Below are 17,565 nucleotides of genomic sequence, written 5' to 3'. Positions count from 1 at the left end.
TACGTCCCCGATCCACCGGAGGGGTGCGTAGATGGGGAAAAGGGATAACAGAACGGTCATCGCAGCCACCGTGGCCACTATGTTCATTCTTTTTTTAGCAATTGGGTATATGAGCATCGGCCCGCAGGAGGAAGTTCCCGGTTATCCCCACAACGATTCTCTCCGGGATTCCCCCTCTCCAATCAGGGGTCTGAATTCCTTCGGAAACATCATGGTGCTCGAACACCTCCCCAACGGCTCGGTGGTCAGATTCACCGAAAACGTTCTCGCGTTCCCGGGACCGGGCAACAACTCCACAGCCTCGGGGAAGATGTACCTCATAAACTGGACGGAGGGGCTTGGTATAACCCCTCCCTGCACTATCCAGGGAGGCGCCGCGATCTTGGAGAACAACGTGACGGCAGAGGGATTCCACGACTTAAGCCTCTGCATTGCGAATTCGTCTGAAATCGGCCTCACGTACGCGGGTTGCCTCAGAAAGGAGCGTGCATCATTCAAGACCGAACTGCCCCCTGGACGGGTCAGCATGGCGACCTACGCCGTTCCCACCTCCAGCGCGACCTGGGACCGGTGGGACCACGTCTACTGCGGCAGGGTCATAGATTACCAAAGTGTGTGCGGGCACCCGGAGCTGTGGCTGAAAAACCTAACTTCCCCGTGCCACAACTCCCTGGACGAGGTTCTGAAAGCCCTCAAAGGAAAAATAGAATCCCGGGGATTCGAGGAGATAGGCTCAGAGAGAACGGGTGGGCAGATGTTCGAGCGCGTGGAGGTGAAGCTCTACCGCAGGGACAATGAATACCTGTACGTCGAACTGGCCAAGGTCGAGGAAATGGACCTAGTCAGGGTTCTTATGATAATGGGCGATGAGAAAGTCGTGAAGGCCTACGCGGAAGCCTTCACCGCCGTCGAGGGGAACGGTTCCGGTGAAAGTTAGGACCGGCACATTTTTAGTCCCTCACGACAACTTTTTTCGGTGTAAGCCATGAGAGGCGACCTGATCCGTGTTCTGAGCACCGCGGAGGAGAAGGCAAACGAGCTGAAGCTCGACGGATACGAGCCAGACGTGGTCCTCCTTGGAAAAGAGGCCTACGAGTTTATAAAGGCGCAGATAAACGAGGAGTTCGGCGACGAGGAGGAGGTTTTCGAGCTCTCCGGCCTAAAGATACGCACCCTCGACGAACTCGGCGGCGACGCCGTCGTCATTGACAGCAAGGCGCTGGGCCTCGGTCTGGGCGGAGCGAAGCGCTTCAAGGTCGTCCTATAACCCCCCAGACCCTCCCGTTTCTCAATTCTATCCTTAATCCCCTGAGAACGAGCAGGCTGAGCGAGACGGCCATGACGTCCGCCAGGCTGCCCGGGTTTCTCAGGTCGCCCCTCTCGCGCATGAAGGCGTCGAACTCCTCAACGCCGAGTTCCCCGGCGAGAACCTTCCCGGCGTTCTCCCGAACGAGCTTCGCCTCCTCCAGGCCTGCCTTTCTGACTATCAGCGTGTCGAGGTTGGTTGCGAGCAGCTCAACGAAGGCCCTCACGACGGCATCCTCCAGCGGGAGCTCCTTTATCAGCTCGTAGAGCCTTCCGAAGGTGGAGTAGCTCAGCTCGTATTCCTTGAGCCACTCGCAGAATATCAGCTCTCGTTCACAGCTTATCTCGGCGAGCCTGGCGAGGTTGACCCCGTCCTGGAAAAGCTCCCTGAAGGAATCGTCGGAGTAGACGTCGTACTTGACGCCGCTGGGGATTCCCTTGGGGTTGGCTATTCTTATCGCCCGGTAGAGCTCCATCGTGTCCCTGACCGTTGATTCCTCTATCAGCAGCCTCGCCTTTTTCCTCGCATCGAGCATGTTCCTCCCAATCGTCATCCCCATTACGAGGGGAAGCGAGAGGGCCACGACGCCAAAGTTGGGGTTGGCGTCCTGGGCCTCGCGCGATGCCTGAACGGCCCGCTTTATCAGCTCCCCGAGTCCCGCTTCCCGGGGCTCGAGGATGCCCTTTCGCAGAAGCTCCGCCGTCTTCACGGCCTCGTAGTAAACCCCCGTGACGGCCGTGTCGGCGAAGAGGAAGTGGTAGAAGGTGAGGTCGTCGAAGTCCCTGAGGCGGCTCACGTTGCCCGGTTTCGGAACCGCCGCCTCGAGGAGCGGACCGAGGGTGAAGGCGCGGACTATTCTCCACCTCTCCATTCAGACCACCAGGTAGAGGAGTAGATAGATGAGGTAGAGCACCAGCACTGCCCTTCTGAGGGCCCTTCTCGTCAGCATGTAGAGGCCGAAGGCCACCAAAGTCACACCCCAGAAGGCGTCCTTTATGTACGGCGCGTACGGCCTCAGCCAGTCAAGGAAAGAGGGGTGGAACTCCTTCAGGAGGAGAAGGAGGCCCAGGAACACGAAGAGCCAGCCGAGCGTCCTCATCTCAGTCCCCCCTAACGAGCAGGATGATTCCTATCACCAGGAATGCAACGGCCAATAGCGTCCTGAAGTCCATGGCTGGGAGGAGGAGCGGCATGAACGGCCCCGCCAGGAGTACAGAGCCGAGGATTATAAGGACCACCGCTATCGCCTTCGAGTTCTCATCGCCGGAGAAGACCTCCCCAAGCCTTTCCTCAGTCTCGTCCACGAGCTCATTGAACCTGTCAGAGAGGGGCTTTTCTTTCTCCTCCCTCTCCTCCGGTATCACCAGGGCCGCCACAAAGTAGAGGAGCGTCATGGCAACGGGATTGAACACGAGGAGCACCACAAAGAGCAGCCTGACTATCGTGGGATCGATCTCAAGATGCTCGGCTATACCTCCGAGGACGCCGAGGAGAATCCTGTTCCGACTGGACCTCACGAGTTTTCTCACCATCTCACTCACCGGAGAATAGAAAGTTGTGGGAACTTAAAAGCCATTCCCCACGGTGACGTCGCCAACCACGTCCGAGACGCTGATGAGGATCGGCATACCATCCCCGGAGTGGGAGTTCCTGACGTCCCCAACGATGTCCTCGGCGCTGAGCTGGACCGAGAGGTTGGCGGGAACGGCGATGGCCACGTCGCCGACTACGTCCCGTATAACGACGTCGTTTCCAGCTACGATAGAGACGTCCCCCACTACGTTCTCAAGCCGGTACTCCGCCGCGGGGGCAGCGACGATGTCCCCCACCACGTCCTCGGCGAGGACCCTGGTGGCATCGGCCTCAATCTCGACGTTCCCAACCAGTCCACGGAACCAGACGTCCGCGAGGGAAGAGCCGACCTCGATGACCACCGTCCCGTTCCGGTAGTCGGAGCACACGTTGTGTCTCCCCAGAATGATCTTCCTGTCGGGACAGTACACGGTCAGGAGACCGTCCCGGTAGCTGGTGTTGAGCGGGATGTTGCTCCTGACCACCACCCCACTGACGTTCGATTCGACTAGGCGGACGTCGCCGACTACGTTCTTTACAACTATCGCACCGGCATTGAACCTGCCAACCTCCACGAGCTTCCCGGCGGCCTTCCTGCTGGGGGACAGACCTTCCATCTGGATATGACCACTGAGGGCGAGGGCGACCACTATAGTCCCGACCAGGAGTACGAGCAGAACCCCACCGAGGAGAACCGTGGAGAAACCACCTTTTCTTCTCATTCCATCCCACCGGAACTGTATCACCACCAGCCCGTATAAAGGTTACGCCCGTAGAAAGTCACTCGTGTATTGCAGCTGGCACCAAAGGAAACAGAAAATGGGGTAGACATCACCGGAGGAGCTTGACGAACTCCCTCATCCAGGCGTAGAGGTCGCCGGGGTGCCTCGAGCTGACCCAGTTGCCGTCAACCACGACCTCCGAGTCTATCCACTCCGCCCCCGCGTTCCTCACGTCGTCCCTGATGGTTACCGTGCTCGTCCCCTTCCTGCCCCTCAGAACGCCGGCCGAGATGAGTATCTGCGGGCCGTGACAGATGCTCGCCACCGGCTTTCCTGCCTCGAACATCCTCCGGGTTATCTCAACGGCCTTCTCGTTGAGTCTGACTATCTCGGGCGCCTTTCCCCCGGGCAGAACGAGGGCGTCGAACTCGTCCGGGTCAACCTCTTCAAACGCCAGCTGAACCTCGACGGAGTAGCCGTGCTTGCCGGTTATCTTGCCCCTCTCGAAGCTCGCCACGTAGACCTCGTGCCCCTCCTCCCTGAGCCTGTGGAGGGGGTATATAAGCTCCAGGTCCTCGAAACCGTCGGCGCTCAGAAACAGCACCCTCATTCGGAACACCTCCATCCAAACGCTTAGAGGGAAATAGAAAAAGGACACTTATAATCCTTTCCGGGCAGGAGTGTTCAGAGGGGAAGCTCCGTGGTCTCCTTGTGTATCTTGAGGACGACCATGGTGTGGGTCGCCACGACGCCGTCGATCTCCCCGATGGTGTCGAGGAACTCGTTGAGCTCGTCGCTCCCGCCGGTTCTGATTTTGACCAGCATGTCGTAGTCGCCGGTGGTCTCGTATATCTCGACGATCTGGGGATGCTGCTTGAGCTCGTTGGCAACGTGGGAGTACATGCCGGCCTTGGATTTTATGAGGATGAACGCCAGAATCTGGAAACCGAGGGAGTCGGGGTCAAGTATGACCGTGAACTTCTTTATTATGCCCCGGTCCTTCAGCTTCTTGATCCTCTCATAGACCGTTGATTCCGCAAGCCCTACCTCTTTGGAAATCTCCCTCAGGGGCGTTCTGCTGTTCTTCTGGAGGATGGAGAGGATTTTCTTGTCGGTATCGTCCAAACCCATTCGCATGAGCATCACCGCCGGTAAAAAATTTTCGAAAGATTTTATAAACTTGCCGATTCTGGAGAACCATACTTTTATAAAACGCCGCTCATCTTTTACCTCTAGAAGTTCTGGGAGGGTCAGCGATGCCAACGAACGTCACAGCGGAGTATCTGGCGGCGGAAGAGGAATACAGGAACGCCAAGACTATTCCAGAGAAGATCCGCGCCCTTGAGAAGATGTACGCCACCGTCCCCAAGCACAAGGGAACGGAAAAGCTCAGACTCCAGATAAAGCGAAAGCTCGCCGAACTGAGGAAGGAACTGGAGAAACAGCGCCAGATGAAGAAGGGCGGTGGCGGCCCGTCGCTGAGCGTCAGGAAGGAGGGCGCGGCACAGATAGTCCTCGCTGGCCTCCCGAACGTTGGAAAGAGCTCACTCATGAAGGCCCTCACAAACGTCGACGCCGACGTCGCGGACTACGCCTTCACCACCGTCGAGCCCATCCCGGGAATGATGCACCACAAAGACGTCCAGATACAGCTCGTCGAGGTCCCGGGCCTCGTTGAGGGCGCCGCCCTCGGAAAGGGCATGGGGCCGCAGCTTCTCAGTGTTATCCGAAACGCCGACGCCGTGGCCATAGTCGTTGACCTGTCCCAGGATGCGGTAAAGCAGCTGGAAACCCTCCTCAAGGAGTTCGAGAGGGCGGGGATAAAGCTCAACAAGCGCCGCCCGAGGGTGGAGATAAAGAGGACAGCGATGGGCGGAATCGTCATCAACGGCCAGGAGAACATCAAGGGCGACATAAGCGAGGTCATGAAGATGCTCCGTGAGGAGAGGATTCACTCCGCGGAGATAACGGTGAAAGAACCCGTGACGCTCGAGGACTTCGCGGATGCACTCGACGAGAGCCTCGTCTGGAGGAGGGCAATAATCATCGCCAACAAGGGCGACGCCCCCGGGAGCAAGGAGAACTACGAGAAGCTCGTGGAAGCCTACGGGGACCGGTTCAAGATAATCCCCGTCTCGGCGAAGAGGAAGATACAGCTGGACAAGCTGAAGGACGAACTCTACGAGCTGGCAGGGATTATCCGCGTCTTCACTAAGAGTCCTGGGGAGGATCCGGCCTACCCGCCGGTGCCGCTGAAAAAGGGCTCAACCGTTATGGACCTGGCCGAGAGGATCCACAAGGACTTCGCCAAGAACTTCCGCTACGCCCGCGTCTGGGGCAAGAGCGTGAAGTTCCCTGGCCAGAGGGTTGGTGCAGACCACGTGCTCGAGGACGGAGACATAGTGGAGATTCACGCGAGGTAAGGGTTCCTTTTCTCTCCCTGCGAAACCCATAAATAATCTAAGGTAGAGAAGTTCCACTGATGGAGAGCAGGGAAGTTGTAAGGAGAATAAAAAACGTTATTATGAAGGAGTTCTCGAAGAGGGAAGTTAACGTAGAAGAGGTTCTCCTCTTTGGCTCCAGGGCCAGGGGAGACTTCAGAGAGGGCTCAGACTGGGACGTTCTCGTCGTAATTTCAGAAGACATAGACAGAAAGAAATACAGGGAGTTATGGTACAGCGTTTACAGGCATGTTGATGTTCCCCTTGATCTCATGATAGTATCAAAAGAGGCATTTGAAAAATACGTGAGTTCTCCGGGGTTCATATACTACTACGCCGCCAGGGAGGGAGTAAAGATATGAGACCCGACGTGGCGGCGTGGATAAAGCAGGCTGAGGAAGACCTGTTCACAGCGGAGACACTCCTAAGTTTTAAGAAGCCTGCACCTTGGATAATATGCTTCCACGCGCAGCAGGCTGCAGAGAAGTTCCTGAAGGCGTTCCTCATCATCATTACAAGCCGGTTTCAAAAACGCATGACATCAAGGCCCTTGTTCTGGAGTGCTCCAAGATAGATCCCTCCTTCAGAGACCTGCTGAAGAAAGAGGTTGACCGGCTCACTGAGTACGCTGTCGAGACGAGGTATCCGGGTCTCTTTGAGCCCGATATTGATGAGGCCAGAGAGGCCATTGAACTGGCCTCAAAAGTTCGTGTTCGTCCTGGAGAGACTGAAAAGCTGAAACCCTAAATATCTCACCGCCAACGTAGTTCAGGTGAGGGCATGGGAGTATGACACCCAAGGCGTTCCGTGACTTCCTCGGCCCGAAGCCGGAGAGGGAACTCGTTCTTCTTGCCGCCATAGAGCTTTACCGCGAGGGGAAGTTGAGCCTTGGAAAGGCGGCCGAGTTCGCCGGCCTAAGCGTGAGGGAATTCCTATACGAGCTGAGGAAGAGGGACGTGCCGATAAACTACACGATGGAGAACGCTGAGGAGGACGTAAAGCTCGTTGAGGGTCTGGAATGACCGTAGTATCAAACGTCAAATATCGGAAAGCTTGAAATCCTCCACGGACTTTTTGGAGAGCTCTTCGTCCCACCCGCAGTTGCCAGAGAATTTGGCGAAAGTCTTCCAGAGTGGATAAAGGTTAAACCTCCAGAAGACAGGCCCCTTGTCAGCGCCCTTTCAAAACTCCTTGGGGACGGTGAATCCGAGGCGATAGCCCTTGCCAGCGAATTCAATGCCGATTTTCTGATACTCGACGATCTAAAGGCAAGGAAAATCGCAAAGGAGATGGGAATTAAAGTCATCGGAACCGCGGGCGTTCTGTTGCTCGCAAAGAAAAGGGGAGTTGTTGATGAAGTGAAGCTACTCCTCGGGTCACTTGTGGACAGGGGTTTTAGGATTTCTGATGACGTTATCGAGTTCATACTCAAGGCGGCGGGAGAGTGTTAGTCACAGGTTCTCGCGGAGTTTTCGCCTACCTGCACCACGGCCCCCTGCACTTCCCCCCGCCCTTTCCGGTCACCGCGTCGAGGCTGAACTCCTTCCCGTCGAGACTGTCCATGATGAGCTTTTCACCATCCCGCTCGTAGAGCCAGAACACCTTGTAGGCCCGCGCCTCCCGCACTATCTCTATCCTGGGAAGCCACCAGGAGACGATCCTCGAGTTCCCCCAGGTTATCGCGCTCTCAAAGGCTTTCATCCTCGCCTCCTCGTAATCAACGAGCGGCTCCATAATGCTCCTCTCCTCCACGTCCCACTCGTAGAGGTCTATGAACCCTTCCCCCCTCTCCGCGCCCAGACGGTAGAGGTCCACGTAGGCAAAGTAATCGAGAACGCGGTCGCTTCTGCCCAGGCGCTTGTAGAAGAGCTTCAGGTGGAAGATGTGGTACGGGTACAGCACAAAGCCGGGATTCGAGACATCCTCCGGTCTGAATATAGGCCTCATTATGCTGACCTTCATATTCCAGCACCGTTCAATATACATTGGATATGTTATTAACGGTTGCGCCGGTTTTGTCACAATTTCAGAACGTCACATCTATGTTCCGGAATAGTTAAACCAATAAATTTATATTCGTCAAACACATATTAGTGAGCTGATGTCCTTTAATTGACATCGGTGTATCGAGGTGGGTTAGAATGGGATTGAGTGGTGAAGCCTGGGCAACACTGCTTGTGCCAACGTTTCTTGGGATTTTGACGATGTTGGTCTACGGCTACTGGGACAGAATAACCGGCAAGGAGTACTACGTGGACGACGAGATTCTGGCCTACGACGAGGACCTTATCGAACAGCTCAAGGAGGAGGGTAAGGCATGAACAGCGGAATTCTCCTCGGATTCCTGGTGTACCTCGCCCTCCTGGCCTACATAGGCTGGTGGGCCAACCGCTACACCAAAACGGAGGACCAGTACTTCGTTGGCGGAAGAAAGGTGCACGTCCTCGCCGCGACCCTCTCCGACAAGGCGAGCGACTTCTCCGGCTGGCTGATGCTCGGTTATCCGGGTGCAGCGTTCTCCAGCGGTCTCGGTGCATTCTGGGCCGGAATCGGCTGTCTCTTCGGTACCCTCGCCGATTACGTCCTTATCGGGCCCAGGCTGAGAATCTACGCCGGCAAATTCAGGGCAATAACCGTGCCGGACTACCTCGAGGCAAGGCTCAAGGACGACACCAAGCTGATTAGGGTTCTGAGTGCGCTGATAATCGTCATCTTCATGACCGCCTACGTTGCAGCGCAGTTCACCGCCGGTGGAAAGACCTTCGCCGAGGGCTTCGGCATAAGCGACAACACCGGAATCATCATAACCGTCATCATCCTGACGGCATACGTTATCACCGGTGGATTCTTCGCGGTCGTCTGGACCGACGTCGTTCAGGCAATGTTCATGCTGCTGACGCTCATTATAGTGCCGTTCCTTGCGCTCTCAAAGATAGGCGGCTTCGACAAGGCCACCGCGATAATAGCCAGCGCCGACCCCAACCTGCTGCACCCGTTCGGCGGCGCCACCGGAATGGCGGCAATAGTTTTCGCGATAGGCTACGCCTCGTGGATAGTCGGCTACCTCGGCCAGCCCCACATCGTCACCCGCTACATGAGCGTTGAGGACCCGAGGAAGCTCAGAAGGCCGGGTATCTTCATCAGCGGCACCTGGACCATAATCGTCCTCTGGGGTGCGTTCTTCGCCGGATTCCTGGGCTTCGCGATGTACCACGCCGGAATGCTCCAGGTCAGCGACCCCGAGAAGATCATCCCGGCCATGGCGGTTGAGCTCATGCCCAGCTGGCTCGCGGGCTTCGTCATCGCGGGTATAATCTCGGCAGTCATGAGCACCGCGGACTCCCAGCTCCTCGTCGCGTCCTCCGCCATAGCCAGGGACTTCTACCACAAGGTCCTCGGCAAGGAGCTCGGCAAGAAGCAGATGGTCAACATATCGAGGCTCGTCGTCGCTGCGGTTGCCCTCGTCGGCCTCTGGTTCGCCATCAGCGGGCCAAAGGTCATCTACCAGATGGTCGCCACCGCATGGGGTGGCCTGGCGGTCGGCTTCGGTCCGATCCTCGTCCTGAGCCTCTGGTGGAAGAAGACGACCAAGGAGGGAGCGATAGTCGGAATGGCCTACGGTCTCATCAGCGAGGTCATCTTCGAGGCAAAGATATACGGCTGGGCCTTCAACCCGGACGCCCCTGGCTTCTTCGGCACCATCGGCGGCTGGTTCAACGGCATACCGGTGTTCTTCATCAACTTCTTCGTGACCCTGATAGTGATCGCGATAGTCAGCATGTTCACCAAGCCGCCCGAGGACGTCGTCAAGCTCCACGAGGACATCTTCAAGAAGGTCTCCATCGAGGGCACCGGCAAGAAGAGCATCACCGAGACCAGGGCCAAGAGCCAGATCGAGAACGTCGTTGACTTCGTTCTCACCAAGGGAACCGCCTGAGTTCCCCTTTTTCATTTCCTTTGTGTACTCATCGTCCCAGTTCGCCGGAGTATTTAACCAATGGTTTTACACCATTTTTGGCCAACCTAACGTTTATAAACATCAGTGTATAAAGAAGGACGCCAATTGTGAAATCCTAGAGGTGGGAGCATGAGACCGCTCGACCTGACCGAAAAGGAGCCTTCCAGGAAGGTCGCAATCTATTTTGAAGGCAAGGAATATGAAGCCTACGAAGGTGAAAAAATAACCGTCGCCCTTCTTGCGAACGGGATTTACTGGCTCACGAGCAGTACCGAGGGCAGAAAGCGCGGTGCCTTCACCTTCGGCCCGGTCCCCATGGTAGTGAACGGAAAGAGGAACGTCAACGCCAGGAAGACCAAGGTTCGCGACGGCATGCGGCTGGAGAGGCAGGGCTACGGGGACTTCCAGGAGACCGTGGAGATCGACGAGGGCAAGCCCGTTGAAAGGCTGGTCGTTGATGTGGCCGTCATAGGAGGCGGCCCGGCTGGAATCGGAACCGTTCTCGAGGTTCAGGATCACCTGACCGTCGCCCTGGTGGAGGAGAAGGGCTGGCTCGGAGGCGACCTCTGGCTCAAGGGGCTTCCCCAGGAGGGCTTTGGGGAGAAGTCCCCCCAGGAAGTCGTTAGGGAGCTCACCGGAAAGTTCAACGAGAACGTCAGCGTTTTCAGGGGTACAATAGCCCTCGGAGTCTTCGACAAGGGCGAGTACTTCCTCGTGCCGATAGTCACCGGGGAAAACCAGCTCATTGAGATAATGGCCAAGCGCGTCGTTCTGGCGGTTGGAGCCGTTGACAACATCCACCTCTTCGAGAACAACGACATGCCTGGTGTGTTCAGGCGCTCCGACCTCCTGGAGGTTCTCAACGTCTGGGGAGTTGCCCCGGGAAGGAAGGTCGCGGTCGTGGGGAGCAAACCGGGGGAGATAACGGCGGAGCTCGACCGCTGGGGCATCGAGTACATCGTCGTCCCCAACCCGAAGCGCGTTGAGGGGGATGAGAAGGTCGAGAGGCTCATCGACACGAACGGCAACGTCTACGAGGTCGATGCCGTCATAATGGCCGAGGGAAGAAGGCCTGACATCAACCCGCCGACCCAGGCAGGTGGAAAGCTGGCGTTCAAGCACGGCTACTACGTTCCGGTTCTCGACTCCCAGCACAGGATCCGCGACGGAATCTACGTCGCCGGTAGCGCCGCTTCAATAAAGCCGCACTACGCGAACTACCTTGAGGGCAGGCTCGTCGGGGCGTACATCCTCAGGGAGTTCGGCTTCGACACTGAGCCGTGCATCTACGCTGAGAAACTGGAGGAGTACGAACCGGAGGCGGTGCAGGTTCAGAGCATAGACTTTGGAAGCCTCAACCTTGAGGACGTCCAGATATGCGGCTGCGACGTCTCCCTGAGGAAGGTGGACGACGTGGTCAGGGCCGGAATAACGGACCTGCAGATAATCAAGCGCTTAACGCACCTCGCGATGGGCTTCTGCCAGGGCCGCTTCTGCCTGTTCAACGGCGCGGTTGTGGTTTCGCAGAGGGCGGGGACGCCGATGGACAAGCTGGACATACCCGTCGCGAGACCGCCGCTCAAGAACGTTAAGATGAAGGTCACCGCAGGGAGGGATTGAAATGCCGAGCAAAGAGCTTCCCGAGAGGAGTGAAATCGTCATCATCGGTGGGGGAATAATCGGAGTCACCATAGCGCACGAGCTCGCCAAGCGCGGGGAGGAGGTCACCGTCATAGAGAAGCGCTTCATCGGCTCCGGCTCCACCTTCCGCTGCGGAACCGGAATAAGGCAGCAGTTCAACGATGAGGCGAACGTCCAGGTCATGAAGCGCTCCGTCGAGCTGTGGAAGAAGTACAGCGAGGAGTACGGCTTCTCCTTCGAGCAGACCGGCTACCTCTTCCTTCTCTACGACGACGATGAGGTCGAGGAGTTCAAGCGCAACATAGCGATTCAGAACCGCTTCGGAGTTCCAACGAGGCTCATAACGCCTGAGGAGGCAAAGGAGATAGTCCCGCTCCTCGACATCAGCGAGGTTATAGCGGCATCCTGGAACCCGACCGACGGAAAGGCGGACCCCTTCCACTCCACGGCCAAGTTCGCCCTCCACGCGGAAGAGTTTGGAGCCAAATTCGTCGAGTACACGGAAGTTAAGGACTTCATCACCGAGAACGGTGAGATAAAGGGGCTGAAGACGAACAGGGGAACCATTAAGACCGGCACCGTCATCAACGCCACCAACGCCTGGGCCAAGCTCATCAACGCGATGGCTGGGATAAAGACCCAGATACCCATAGAGCCCTACAAGCACCAGGCGGTCATCACCCAGCCCATAAAGAAGGGCTCGATAAACCCGATGGTCATCTCCTTCAAGTACGGCCACGCCTACCTCACCCAGACCGCCCACGGAGGCGTCGTTGGCGGCGTCGGCTACGAGCTGGGCCCGACCTACGACCTCAACCCGACCTACGAGTTCCTCCGCGAGGTGAGCTACTACTTCACCAAGATTATCCCGGCACTGAGAGAGCTCCTCATACTGAGGACGTGGGCAGGTTACTACGCGAAGACTCCGGACAGCAACGCCGCCATAGGAAAGATCGAGGAGCTGAGCGACTACTACATAGCGGCGGGCTTCTCCGGTCACGGATTCATGATGGCGCCTGCGGTAGCTGAGATGGTAGCGGACCTGGTGACGAAGGGAAGAACCGACCTCCCGGCAGCGTGGTACGACCCCTACCGCTTCGAAAGGGGGGAACTGAGAACGACTGCGATTCAAATGGGCTAAACTTTCCTTTTCTCCCTCGTTATCCTTAAATATTTTCGAGCCTAACCCCCACGGGTGGAATCGTGTACCGCGTTGATTCATCCGGAAGGGTCAACCTGATCGGGGAGCACACTGACTACGCGCTCGGCTACGTTATGCCTATGGCCATAAACCTCTACACGGTCCTGCACGCCCAGGAGGACGAAAAAGCAAGGGTTTATTCCCAGATTTTTCGGGAAGTGAAGGAGTTCGACCTCGACAAAATCCAGAGAGCCGGCGACTGGGCGGATTACGTCAGGGGAATATTCTGGGCTCTGAAGGAAGAAGGCCACGACGTCGGGGGAATGAAGGGAATCCTTGGCGGAGACCTGCCGATAGGTTCCGGACTGAGCTCCTCAGCGAGCCTGGAGCTGGCAGTTTTGGCCTTCCTGAACGAGGCCTACGAGCTGAACCTCCTTCCGATAGAGATGGCACTCCTGGCCCAGAAGGCGGAGAACGAGTTCGTCGGTGTCCCCTGCGGCATACTCGACCAGTTCGCGATCGTCCACGGAAAGAGAGGGCACGTCATTTTCCTGGACACAGACACACTGAGGCACGAGTACATCGGGTTCCCGAGCGATGTCAGGGTTCTCGTGTTTTACACCGGGGTCAAAAGGGAAATCTCAGGGTCGGCCTACGCCGAGAGGAGGAAGGTCGCGGAGGAAGCCCTTCGGCTCCTCGGAAAGAGAACCTCCAAGGAGGTCGAAGAGGAGGATCTGAGGAGCCTTCCCTCGCTCTACCGGCGCTTCTTCGGCTACATAGTGAGAGAAAACCGGCGCGTCCTCGAGGCGAGGGACGCCCTGAGGAGCGGCGACGTCAGGGCCTTCGGCGAGCTGATGACCGCCTCGCACTGGGACTTGGCCAGAAACTACGACGTCTCAAGCGAGGAGCTCGACTTCTTCGTGAGGAAGGCGGCCGAACTCGGCGCCTACGGTGCCAAACTGACCGGTGCCGGCTTCGGCGGTTCCGCGGTGGCCATAGTGCCCGAGGAGCTGGCCCTGGATATCGCTATGAGGGTCACCGACGAGTACGTCAGACACTTCAACTGGGAGCCGGACTACCACCTCGTCAGTCCGAGCGACGGAGTGAGCGTGAGGAGGGTCTGAGTTGATGGCTCTCCTCCTCCACGGCAACCTGCAGTACGCTGAGATACCGAAGGCGGAGATAGGAAGGGTCATCGAGAAGGCCTACGTTCCGGTTCTCTCGGCGCTCCTCAAAAGGGAAATCCCCTTCGCCCTCAACATAACTGGCTTCACGCTCGAAATCCTTCCCGAGGACGTGCTGAGGCTCGTGCGCGAGGGTATCGAGTCGGGGCTGATAGAGATAACCGGAACTGCCTACAGCCACGCGATACTGCCCCTCCTGAGCCTCGAGGGGGTTGAGGCCCAGGTGAGGAGGGACAGGGAGGTAAAGGAGACCCTCCTTGAAGTCTCCCCGAGGCTCTTCTTCCCGCCGGAGCTGGCCTACGACCCGATCCTGCCGGCCATACTCAGGGACAACGGCTACGGGACGGTTTTCGTTGACGGCGAAGCCCTCCTTCTCTCAAACCACCTCAACAGGGCGATAAAGCCTGTGAAGCCCCTCTACCCCCACCTCATCAAGGCCCAGCGGGGTGAGGGCAACAGGTACCTCAACTACCTTCTCGGCCTGAGGGAGCTGAAAAAGTCGCTCAAACTTGTCTTTCCGGGCAAAGTGATCCTCGAAGCGGTTAAGGAGATAGAGGCGATACCGGTATGGGTGAACGTGAACACCGTTGTCATGCTCGGTGCCGGGAGGTTTCCGCTGATGAACCCGAGAAAGAGCGCCAGGTGGCTGAAGAACCTTGATGATATAGTGCTCTACGGCACCGACATAGAGTTCTTAGGATACCGTCCATTGGCAGACTACCTGATAACCGTCGATTCCTTCCTTGAGGTCTTCGATGCCCTCGGCAGCGAGACACGGCTCCCCAGCGAGCTGCCGCACTCGGGCAGGAAGCTATACCTAAGAACCTCAAGCTGGGCGCCCGATAAAAGCCTTGACATATGGCGGCTCGACGAAGGCAACGCCAGGCTGAACGCCCTCTCCTGGAACCTGCGGGGAGAGAAGGCATTTCTGGCTGAGAACAGCGATGCGAGGGGCTGGGAGCCCCTGCCCGAGAGGAGGCTTGACGCATTTAGGGCGGTTTATGAAGCCTGGAGGGGTAAGGATGAAGAACTTTAGGAGGAAGGTCTCGATAGTCCTGCTCGTTCTGATGGCCGCTTTCCTCATGGCAGACCAGAACCTGCTCCCACCGAACTATCAGCAGATAATGGAGGAGTTCGGGATAACCGAAACCCAGATGGGTCTCGTCTCAACGATCTTCGTCGCCACGAGCGCACTGATAACGATAGTCTGGGGCTTTCTGTCCGACATCAAGGGGAGGAAGAAGCTCCTCGTCATAGGCGTCCTTCTCGGGGAGATACCCTGCTTCCTGACGGCCTACGTCACGAGCTACTGGGAACTTCTGGCGATGCGTCTGCTTACCGGTATAGGCATAGGGTCAATAATCCCCATCGGATACTCGCTCATAGCCGATATGTTCGAGGAAGAGAAGAGGGGAAGGGGCTACTCCTACATTGAAACGGCCTTCGGCTTTGGAACGCTCTTCGGCATGATAATCGCCGGCCTCATCGCGAGCTGGAGAACACCGTTCATCATAGCCGCTGTCCCCAACTTTATCCTCGCACCGCTCTTCTATCTCATTGCCGAGGAGCCCAAGAGAGGGGAAGGCGAGAAGGAGCTGAGGGAGGTCCTCGAGAAGGGCTACGAGTACACGTACCGGATCAGCTGGGACGTGGTCAAAAAGTCGCTCAAAACGAAGACGAACATCCTGATCTTCATCCAAGGAATCATCGGTACGGTCCCCTGGGGCATTATAATGTACTGGCTGGTGTCCTTCTTCATCGTTACGAGGGGAATGGGCAAGGACACCGCAACCTTCGTGCTACTCATCGTGGGTGTTTCCACGGTTATAGGAAGCCTCCTCGGCGGATTCGTGGGCGACTACTTCGAGGCGAGGCAGAGGGGTGGAAGGGCGCTTATCACGGGGGCGGCGATATTCCTCGGCATGCTGGCGGCGATAGGGATAATCCTCTACCCTCTCCCGAGTGAACTGACGCCCGCACACTGGGTGGGGATAACACTCTACTCCTTCGCCTTCCTCCAGTTCGTCTCCTATGCCGGGCCGAACGTGAGGGCGATAGTCTCCCAGGTAAACCTCCCCGAGGACAGGGGGACGGTTTTCGGCCTCTTCAACATCCTCGACAACGTAGGAAAGGCGACCGGCCCGCTCTTCGGCGGCTTCCTGATAGAGACCCTCCGGAGCATGGGGTACTCGAACGCCCTGGCCTACGAGTACACACTCATAATAGGTGCCCTCTTCTGGATTCCCTGCGCCCTTGTGTGGCTCTGGATAAGGAAGCAGTACCCCGAGGACAGGGACAGAATAAAGGAGACCCTGAGAAAAAGGGCAGAAGAACTGACGAGGGGTTCAGCCACCTGATATCCCATATCTTCCAAGCAGTTCGTCATCTATCTCCCCATTTTTCGCGATTTCGCCGTAGATGTGGGCGCTCCTCCTAGGCCTCCTCTCGAAGGTCTCGTAGTCGGCTTCTACCAGCCCAAAGCGCGGCCTGAAACCCTCGGCCCACTCGTAGTTGTCTATGAGCGACCAGTAGAAGTAGCCCCTAACGTCGATGCCCTCTTCCAAGGCCCTGTGGACGTACTGGAGGTGCTGGACTATGAACTCCACCCGCCACTCATCGTCGAGCGTCGCTATGCCGTTTTCGGTGACGCAGAGCGGAAGGTTGTACTCCGAAAAGGCCCTCAGCCCCTCGTAGATGCCCCGTGGGTAGACGCTCCAGCCCATATCGGTTTTCCTGCCCACGTTGGCGTCCTCAACGGCGAAGCGTTTGAGCGGGTTCCTCACAGCTTTGACCTTCATGATGTTGTAGTAGTTCATCCCGAGCCAGTCGAGGCCGCTCGCGGGAACGTCGAAGGTCCTCATGAAACCCCTGAATCTCCCGGTCAGGATTCCGTCCAGTATAGAACGGTTGAAGGTGTACTCTATCTCGTCCCTCGCCTTTTTATCCCTCTCGGAATCGCTCGCCGGAATGAAGTGCGGGCGGTTCTTCACTATCCCGACCCGGAACTTGCCGCGAAGGATCTCGTAGGCGATGGCGTGGGCTTTAATCAGGTTTACCGCGACCCTCTCCGCCTTCAGCGGGTTTTTTCTGAAGGGCGGCCACATACCCTCCACATAGGAAGCGACCGCATAGACCATCGGTTCGTTGAACGTCGCTATTAGTTCAACCCCTTCAATGTTGTCGGCTATCATCTCAACGTAGCTCCTCCAGTACTCGAGGTTACCCTCCTTTTCGAAGCCACCCCTGAGGGCGAACCACGTGGGCAGGGTGAAGTGGTGGAGCGTGAGCATAGGGGTAATCCCGTTCTCGTTGAGAAGGTCGATGATGCCCTGGTAGCGCATTAAGGCCTCTTCGTTCGGCCTTCCCTCCTCCGGAAAGACCCGTCCCCATTCGATGGAGAAGCGGTAGGCCCTGTAGCCCAGCCCGGCCATCAGTTCGATGTCTTTCTCGTACAGCTCCCAGGAGTTGCAGGCCTTTCCGGCGGGGGGAAGCTTTCCTTTTTCAGCCCAGTACCACCAGTCGCTCCAGACGTTGTCGCCCTCTATCTGGTAGGAAGACGTTGCCGTTCCGAGGAGAAATCCATCCGGAAACCTGAGCATC

General features: G+C 57.3%; 21 protein-coding genes and 1 pseudogene. 14 read left to right on the top strand and 8 right to left on the bottom strand.

Features of this window, described 5'->3' with window-relative positions; genetic code table 11:
- The first annotated feature begins 31 nt into the window (after positions 1 to 31).
- Positions 32 to 937: a hypothetical protein gene (locus tag GQS_RS08975; protein WP_014013366.1), complete on the top strand. Its 906-nt coding sequence runs from the start codon at positions 32 to 34 to the stop codon at positions 935 to 937.
- 48 nt (positions 938 to 985) lie between these two features.
- Entirely contained in the window at positions 986 to 1,267 is a 282-nt protein-coding gene (locus tag GQS_RS08970) for a family 4A encapsulin nanocompartment shell protein (protein ID WP_014013365.1), read from the top strand.
- Here GQS_RS08970 and GQS_RS08965 read toward each other — a convergent pair.
- The 6 genes from GQS_RS08965 to GQS_RS08940 form a co-directional block, all read right to left on the bottom strand.
- A complete protein-coding gene (locus tag GQS_RS08965) occupies positions 1,251 to 2,177 on the bottom strand; it encodes a triphosphoribosyl-dephospho-CoA synthase (protein ID WP_014013364.1) in 927 nt (308 codons plus the stop codon). The genes GQS_RS08970 and GQS_RS08965 overlap by 17 nt on opposite strands.
- A complete protein-coding gene (locus tag GQS_RS08960) occupies positions 2,178 to 2,405 on the bottom strand; it encodes a hypothetical protein (RefSeq protein ID WP_014013363.1) in 228 nt (75 codons plus the stop codon).
- Between the two features lies 1 nt (position 2,406).
- Positions 2,407 to 2,838 carry a PspC domain-containing protein gene (locus tag GQS_RS08955; RefSeq protein ID WP_014013362.1) on the bottom strand — a complete coding sequence of 144 codons (432 nt, stop codon included), beginning with the start codon at positions 2,836 to 2,838 and terminating at the stop codon, positions 2,407 to 2,409.
- A gap of 33 nt (positions 2,839 to 2,871) precedes the next feature.
- Positions 2,872 to 3,600 carry a hypothetical protein gene (locus GQS_RS08950; RefSeq protein WP_014013361.1) on the bottom strand — a complete coding sequence of 243 codons (729 nt, stop codon included), beginning with the start codon at positions 3,598 to 3,600 and terminating at the stop codon, positions 2,872 to 2,874.
- A 109-nt stretch (positions 3,601 to 3,709) separates the two neighbouring features.
- Positions 3,710 to 4,210, bottom strand: a complete 501-nt coding sequence (gene pfpI / locus GQS_RS08945) for a deglycase PfpI (RefSeq protein ID WP_014013360.1) — start codon at positions 4,208 to 4,210, stop codon at positions 3,710 to 3,712.
- Between the two features lie 74 nt (positions 4,211 to 4,284).
- Positions 4,285 to 4,737, bottom strand: coding sequence for an Lrp/AsnC family transcriptional regulator (locus GQS_RS08940; RefSeq protein WP_048056566.1), 453 nt, complete (start codon positions 4,735 to 4,737; stop codon positions 4,285 to 4,287).
- 119 nt (positions 4,738 to 4,856) lie between these two features.
- On the opposite strand from GQS_RS08940, the gene GQS_RS08935 reads away from it, so the two are divergent.
- The 5 genes and pseudogenes from GQS_RS08935 to GQS_RS11085 all read left to right on the top strand — a co-directional run bounded on the left by GQS_RS08935 (position 4,857) and on the right by GQS_RS11085 (position 7,492).
- Positions 4,857 to 6,023, top strand: coding sequence for a GTP-binding protein (locus tag GQS_RS08935; protein ID WP_014013358.1), 1,167 nt, complete (start codon positions 4,857 to 4,859; stop codon positions 6,021 to 6,023).
- A 59-nt stretch (positions 6,024 to 6,082) separates the two neighbouring features.
- On the top strand, positions 6,083 to 6,403 hold the full coding sequence (locus tag GQS_RS08930) for a nucleotidyltransferase domain-containing protein (RefSeq protein ID WP_014013357.1): 321 nt from the start codon (positions 6,083 to 6,085) through the stop codon (positions 6,401 to 6,403).
- Positions 6,400 to 6,788: pseudogene (locus GQS_RS11150) on the top strand (HEPN domain-containing protein). The gene GQS_RS08930 and the pseudogene GQS_RS11150 overlap by 4 nt, the downstream one beginning before the upstream one ends.
- A gap of 41 nt (positions 6,789 to 6,829) precedes the next feature.
- Positions 6,830 to 7,063, top strand: a complete 234-nt coding sequence (locus tag GQS_RS08920; protein WP_014013355.1) for a UPF0175 family protein — start codon at positions 6,830 to 6,832, stop codon at positions 7,061 to 7,063.
- Between the two features lie 267 nt (positions 7,064 to 7,330).
- Positions 7,331 to 7,492, top strand: coding sequence for a DUF3368 domain-containing protein (locus GQS_RS11085; protein WP_014013354.1), 162 nt, complete (start codon positions 7,331 to 7,333; stop codon positions 7,490 to 7,492).
- Between the two features lie 25 nt (positions 7,493 to 7,517).
- On the opposite strand, the gene GQS_RS08910 is transcribed toward GQS_RS11085, so the two are convergent.
- The gene (locus tag GQS_RS08910) at positions 7,518 to 8,003 is read right to left on the bottom strand and encodes a hypothetical protein (RefSeq protein WP_014013353.1); all 486 of its coding nucleotides are present in this window, start codon (positions 8,001 to 8,003) and stop codon (positions 7,518 to 7,520) included.
- 179 nt (positions 8,004 to 8,182) lie between these two features.
- On the opposite strand from GQS_RS08910, the gene GQS_RS08905 reads away from it, so the two are divergent.
- From GQS_RS08905 to GQS_RS08875, 7 genes are all read left to right on the top strand, one after another.
- Positions 8,183 to 8,362, top strand: coding sequence for a hypothetical protein (locus tag GQS_RS08905; RefSeq protein WP_014013352.1), 180 nt, complete (start codon positions 8,183 to 8,185; stop codon positions 8,360 to 8,362).
- Positions 8,359 to 9,978, top strand: a complete 1,620-nt coding sequence (locus GQS_RS08900; RefSeq protein ID WP_014013351.1) for a sodium/proline symporter — start codon at positions 8,359 to 8,361, stop codon at positions 9,976 to 9,978. Before GQS_RS08905 ends, GQS_RS08900 begins: the two co-directional genes overlap by 4 nt.
- A gap of 150 nt (positions 9,979 to 10,128) precedes the next feature.
- Positions 10,129 to 11,619 carry an FAD-dependent oxidoreductase gene (locus GQS_RS08895; protein WP_014013350.1) on the top strand — a complete coding sequence of 497 codons (1,491 nt, stop codon included), beginning with the start codon at positions 10,129 to 10,131 and terminating at the stop codon, positions 11,617 to 11,619.
- Position 11,620: 1 nt separating this feature from the next.
- Entirely contained in the window at positions 11,621 to 12,781 is a 1,161-nt protein-coding gene (locus GQS_RS08890) for an FAD-binding oxidoreductase (protein WP_014013349.1), read from the top strand.
- Positions 12,782 to 12,843: 62 nt separating this feature from the next.
- The gene (locus GQS_RS08885) at positions 12,844 to 13,905 is read left to right on the top strand and encodes a galactokinase (protein WP_014013348.1); all 1,062 of its coding nucleotides are present in this window, start codon (positions 12,844 to 12,846) and stop codon (positions 13,903 to 13,905) included.
- 1 nt (position 13,906) lies between these two features.
- The gene (locus GQS_RS08880; protein WP_048056564.1) at positions 13,907 to 15,001 is read left to right on the top strand and encodes a polysaccharide deacetylase family protein; all 1,095 of its coding nucleotides are present in this window, start codon (positions 13,907 to 13,909) and stop codon (positions 14,999 to 15,001) included.
- Positions 14,988 to 16,322 (top strand): MFS transporter, encoded by a 1,335-nt coding sequence (locus GQS_RS08875; protein WP_014013346.1) that lies wholly within the window; start codon positions 14,988 to 14,990, stop codon positions 16,320 to 16,322. The genes GQS_RS08880 and GQS_RS08875 overlap by 14 nt, the downstream gene beginning before the upstream one ends.
- Here GQS_RS08875 and GQS_RS08870 read toward each other — a convergent pair.
- Positions 16,311 to 17,564 carry a glycoside hydrolase family 1 protein gene (locus tag GQS_RS08870; RefSeq protein WP_014013345.1) on the bottom strand — a complete coding sequence of 418 codons (1,254 nt, stop codon included), beginning with the start codon at positions 17,562 to 17,564 and terminating at the stop codon, positions 16,311 to 16,313. The genes GQS_RS08875 and GQS_RS08870 overlap by 12 nt on opposite strands.
- Position 17,565: the final 1 nt, after the last annotated feature.

Source organism: Thermococcus sp. 4557 (assembly GCF_000221185.1).
GTDB lineage: Archaea > Methanobacteriota_B > Thermococci > Thermococcales > Thermococcaceae > Thermococcus.
Note: the sequence above shows the minus strand (reverse complement) of the source record. Positions and strands in the feature narration are given on the sequence as shown.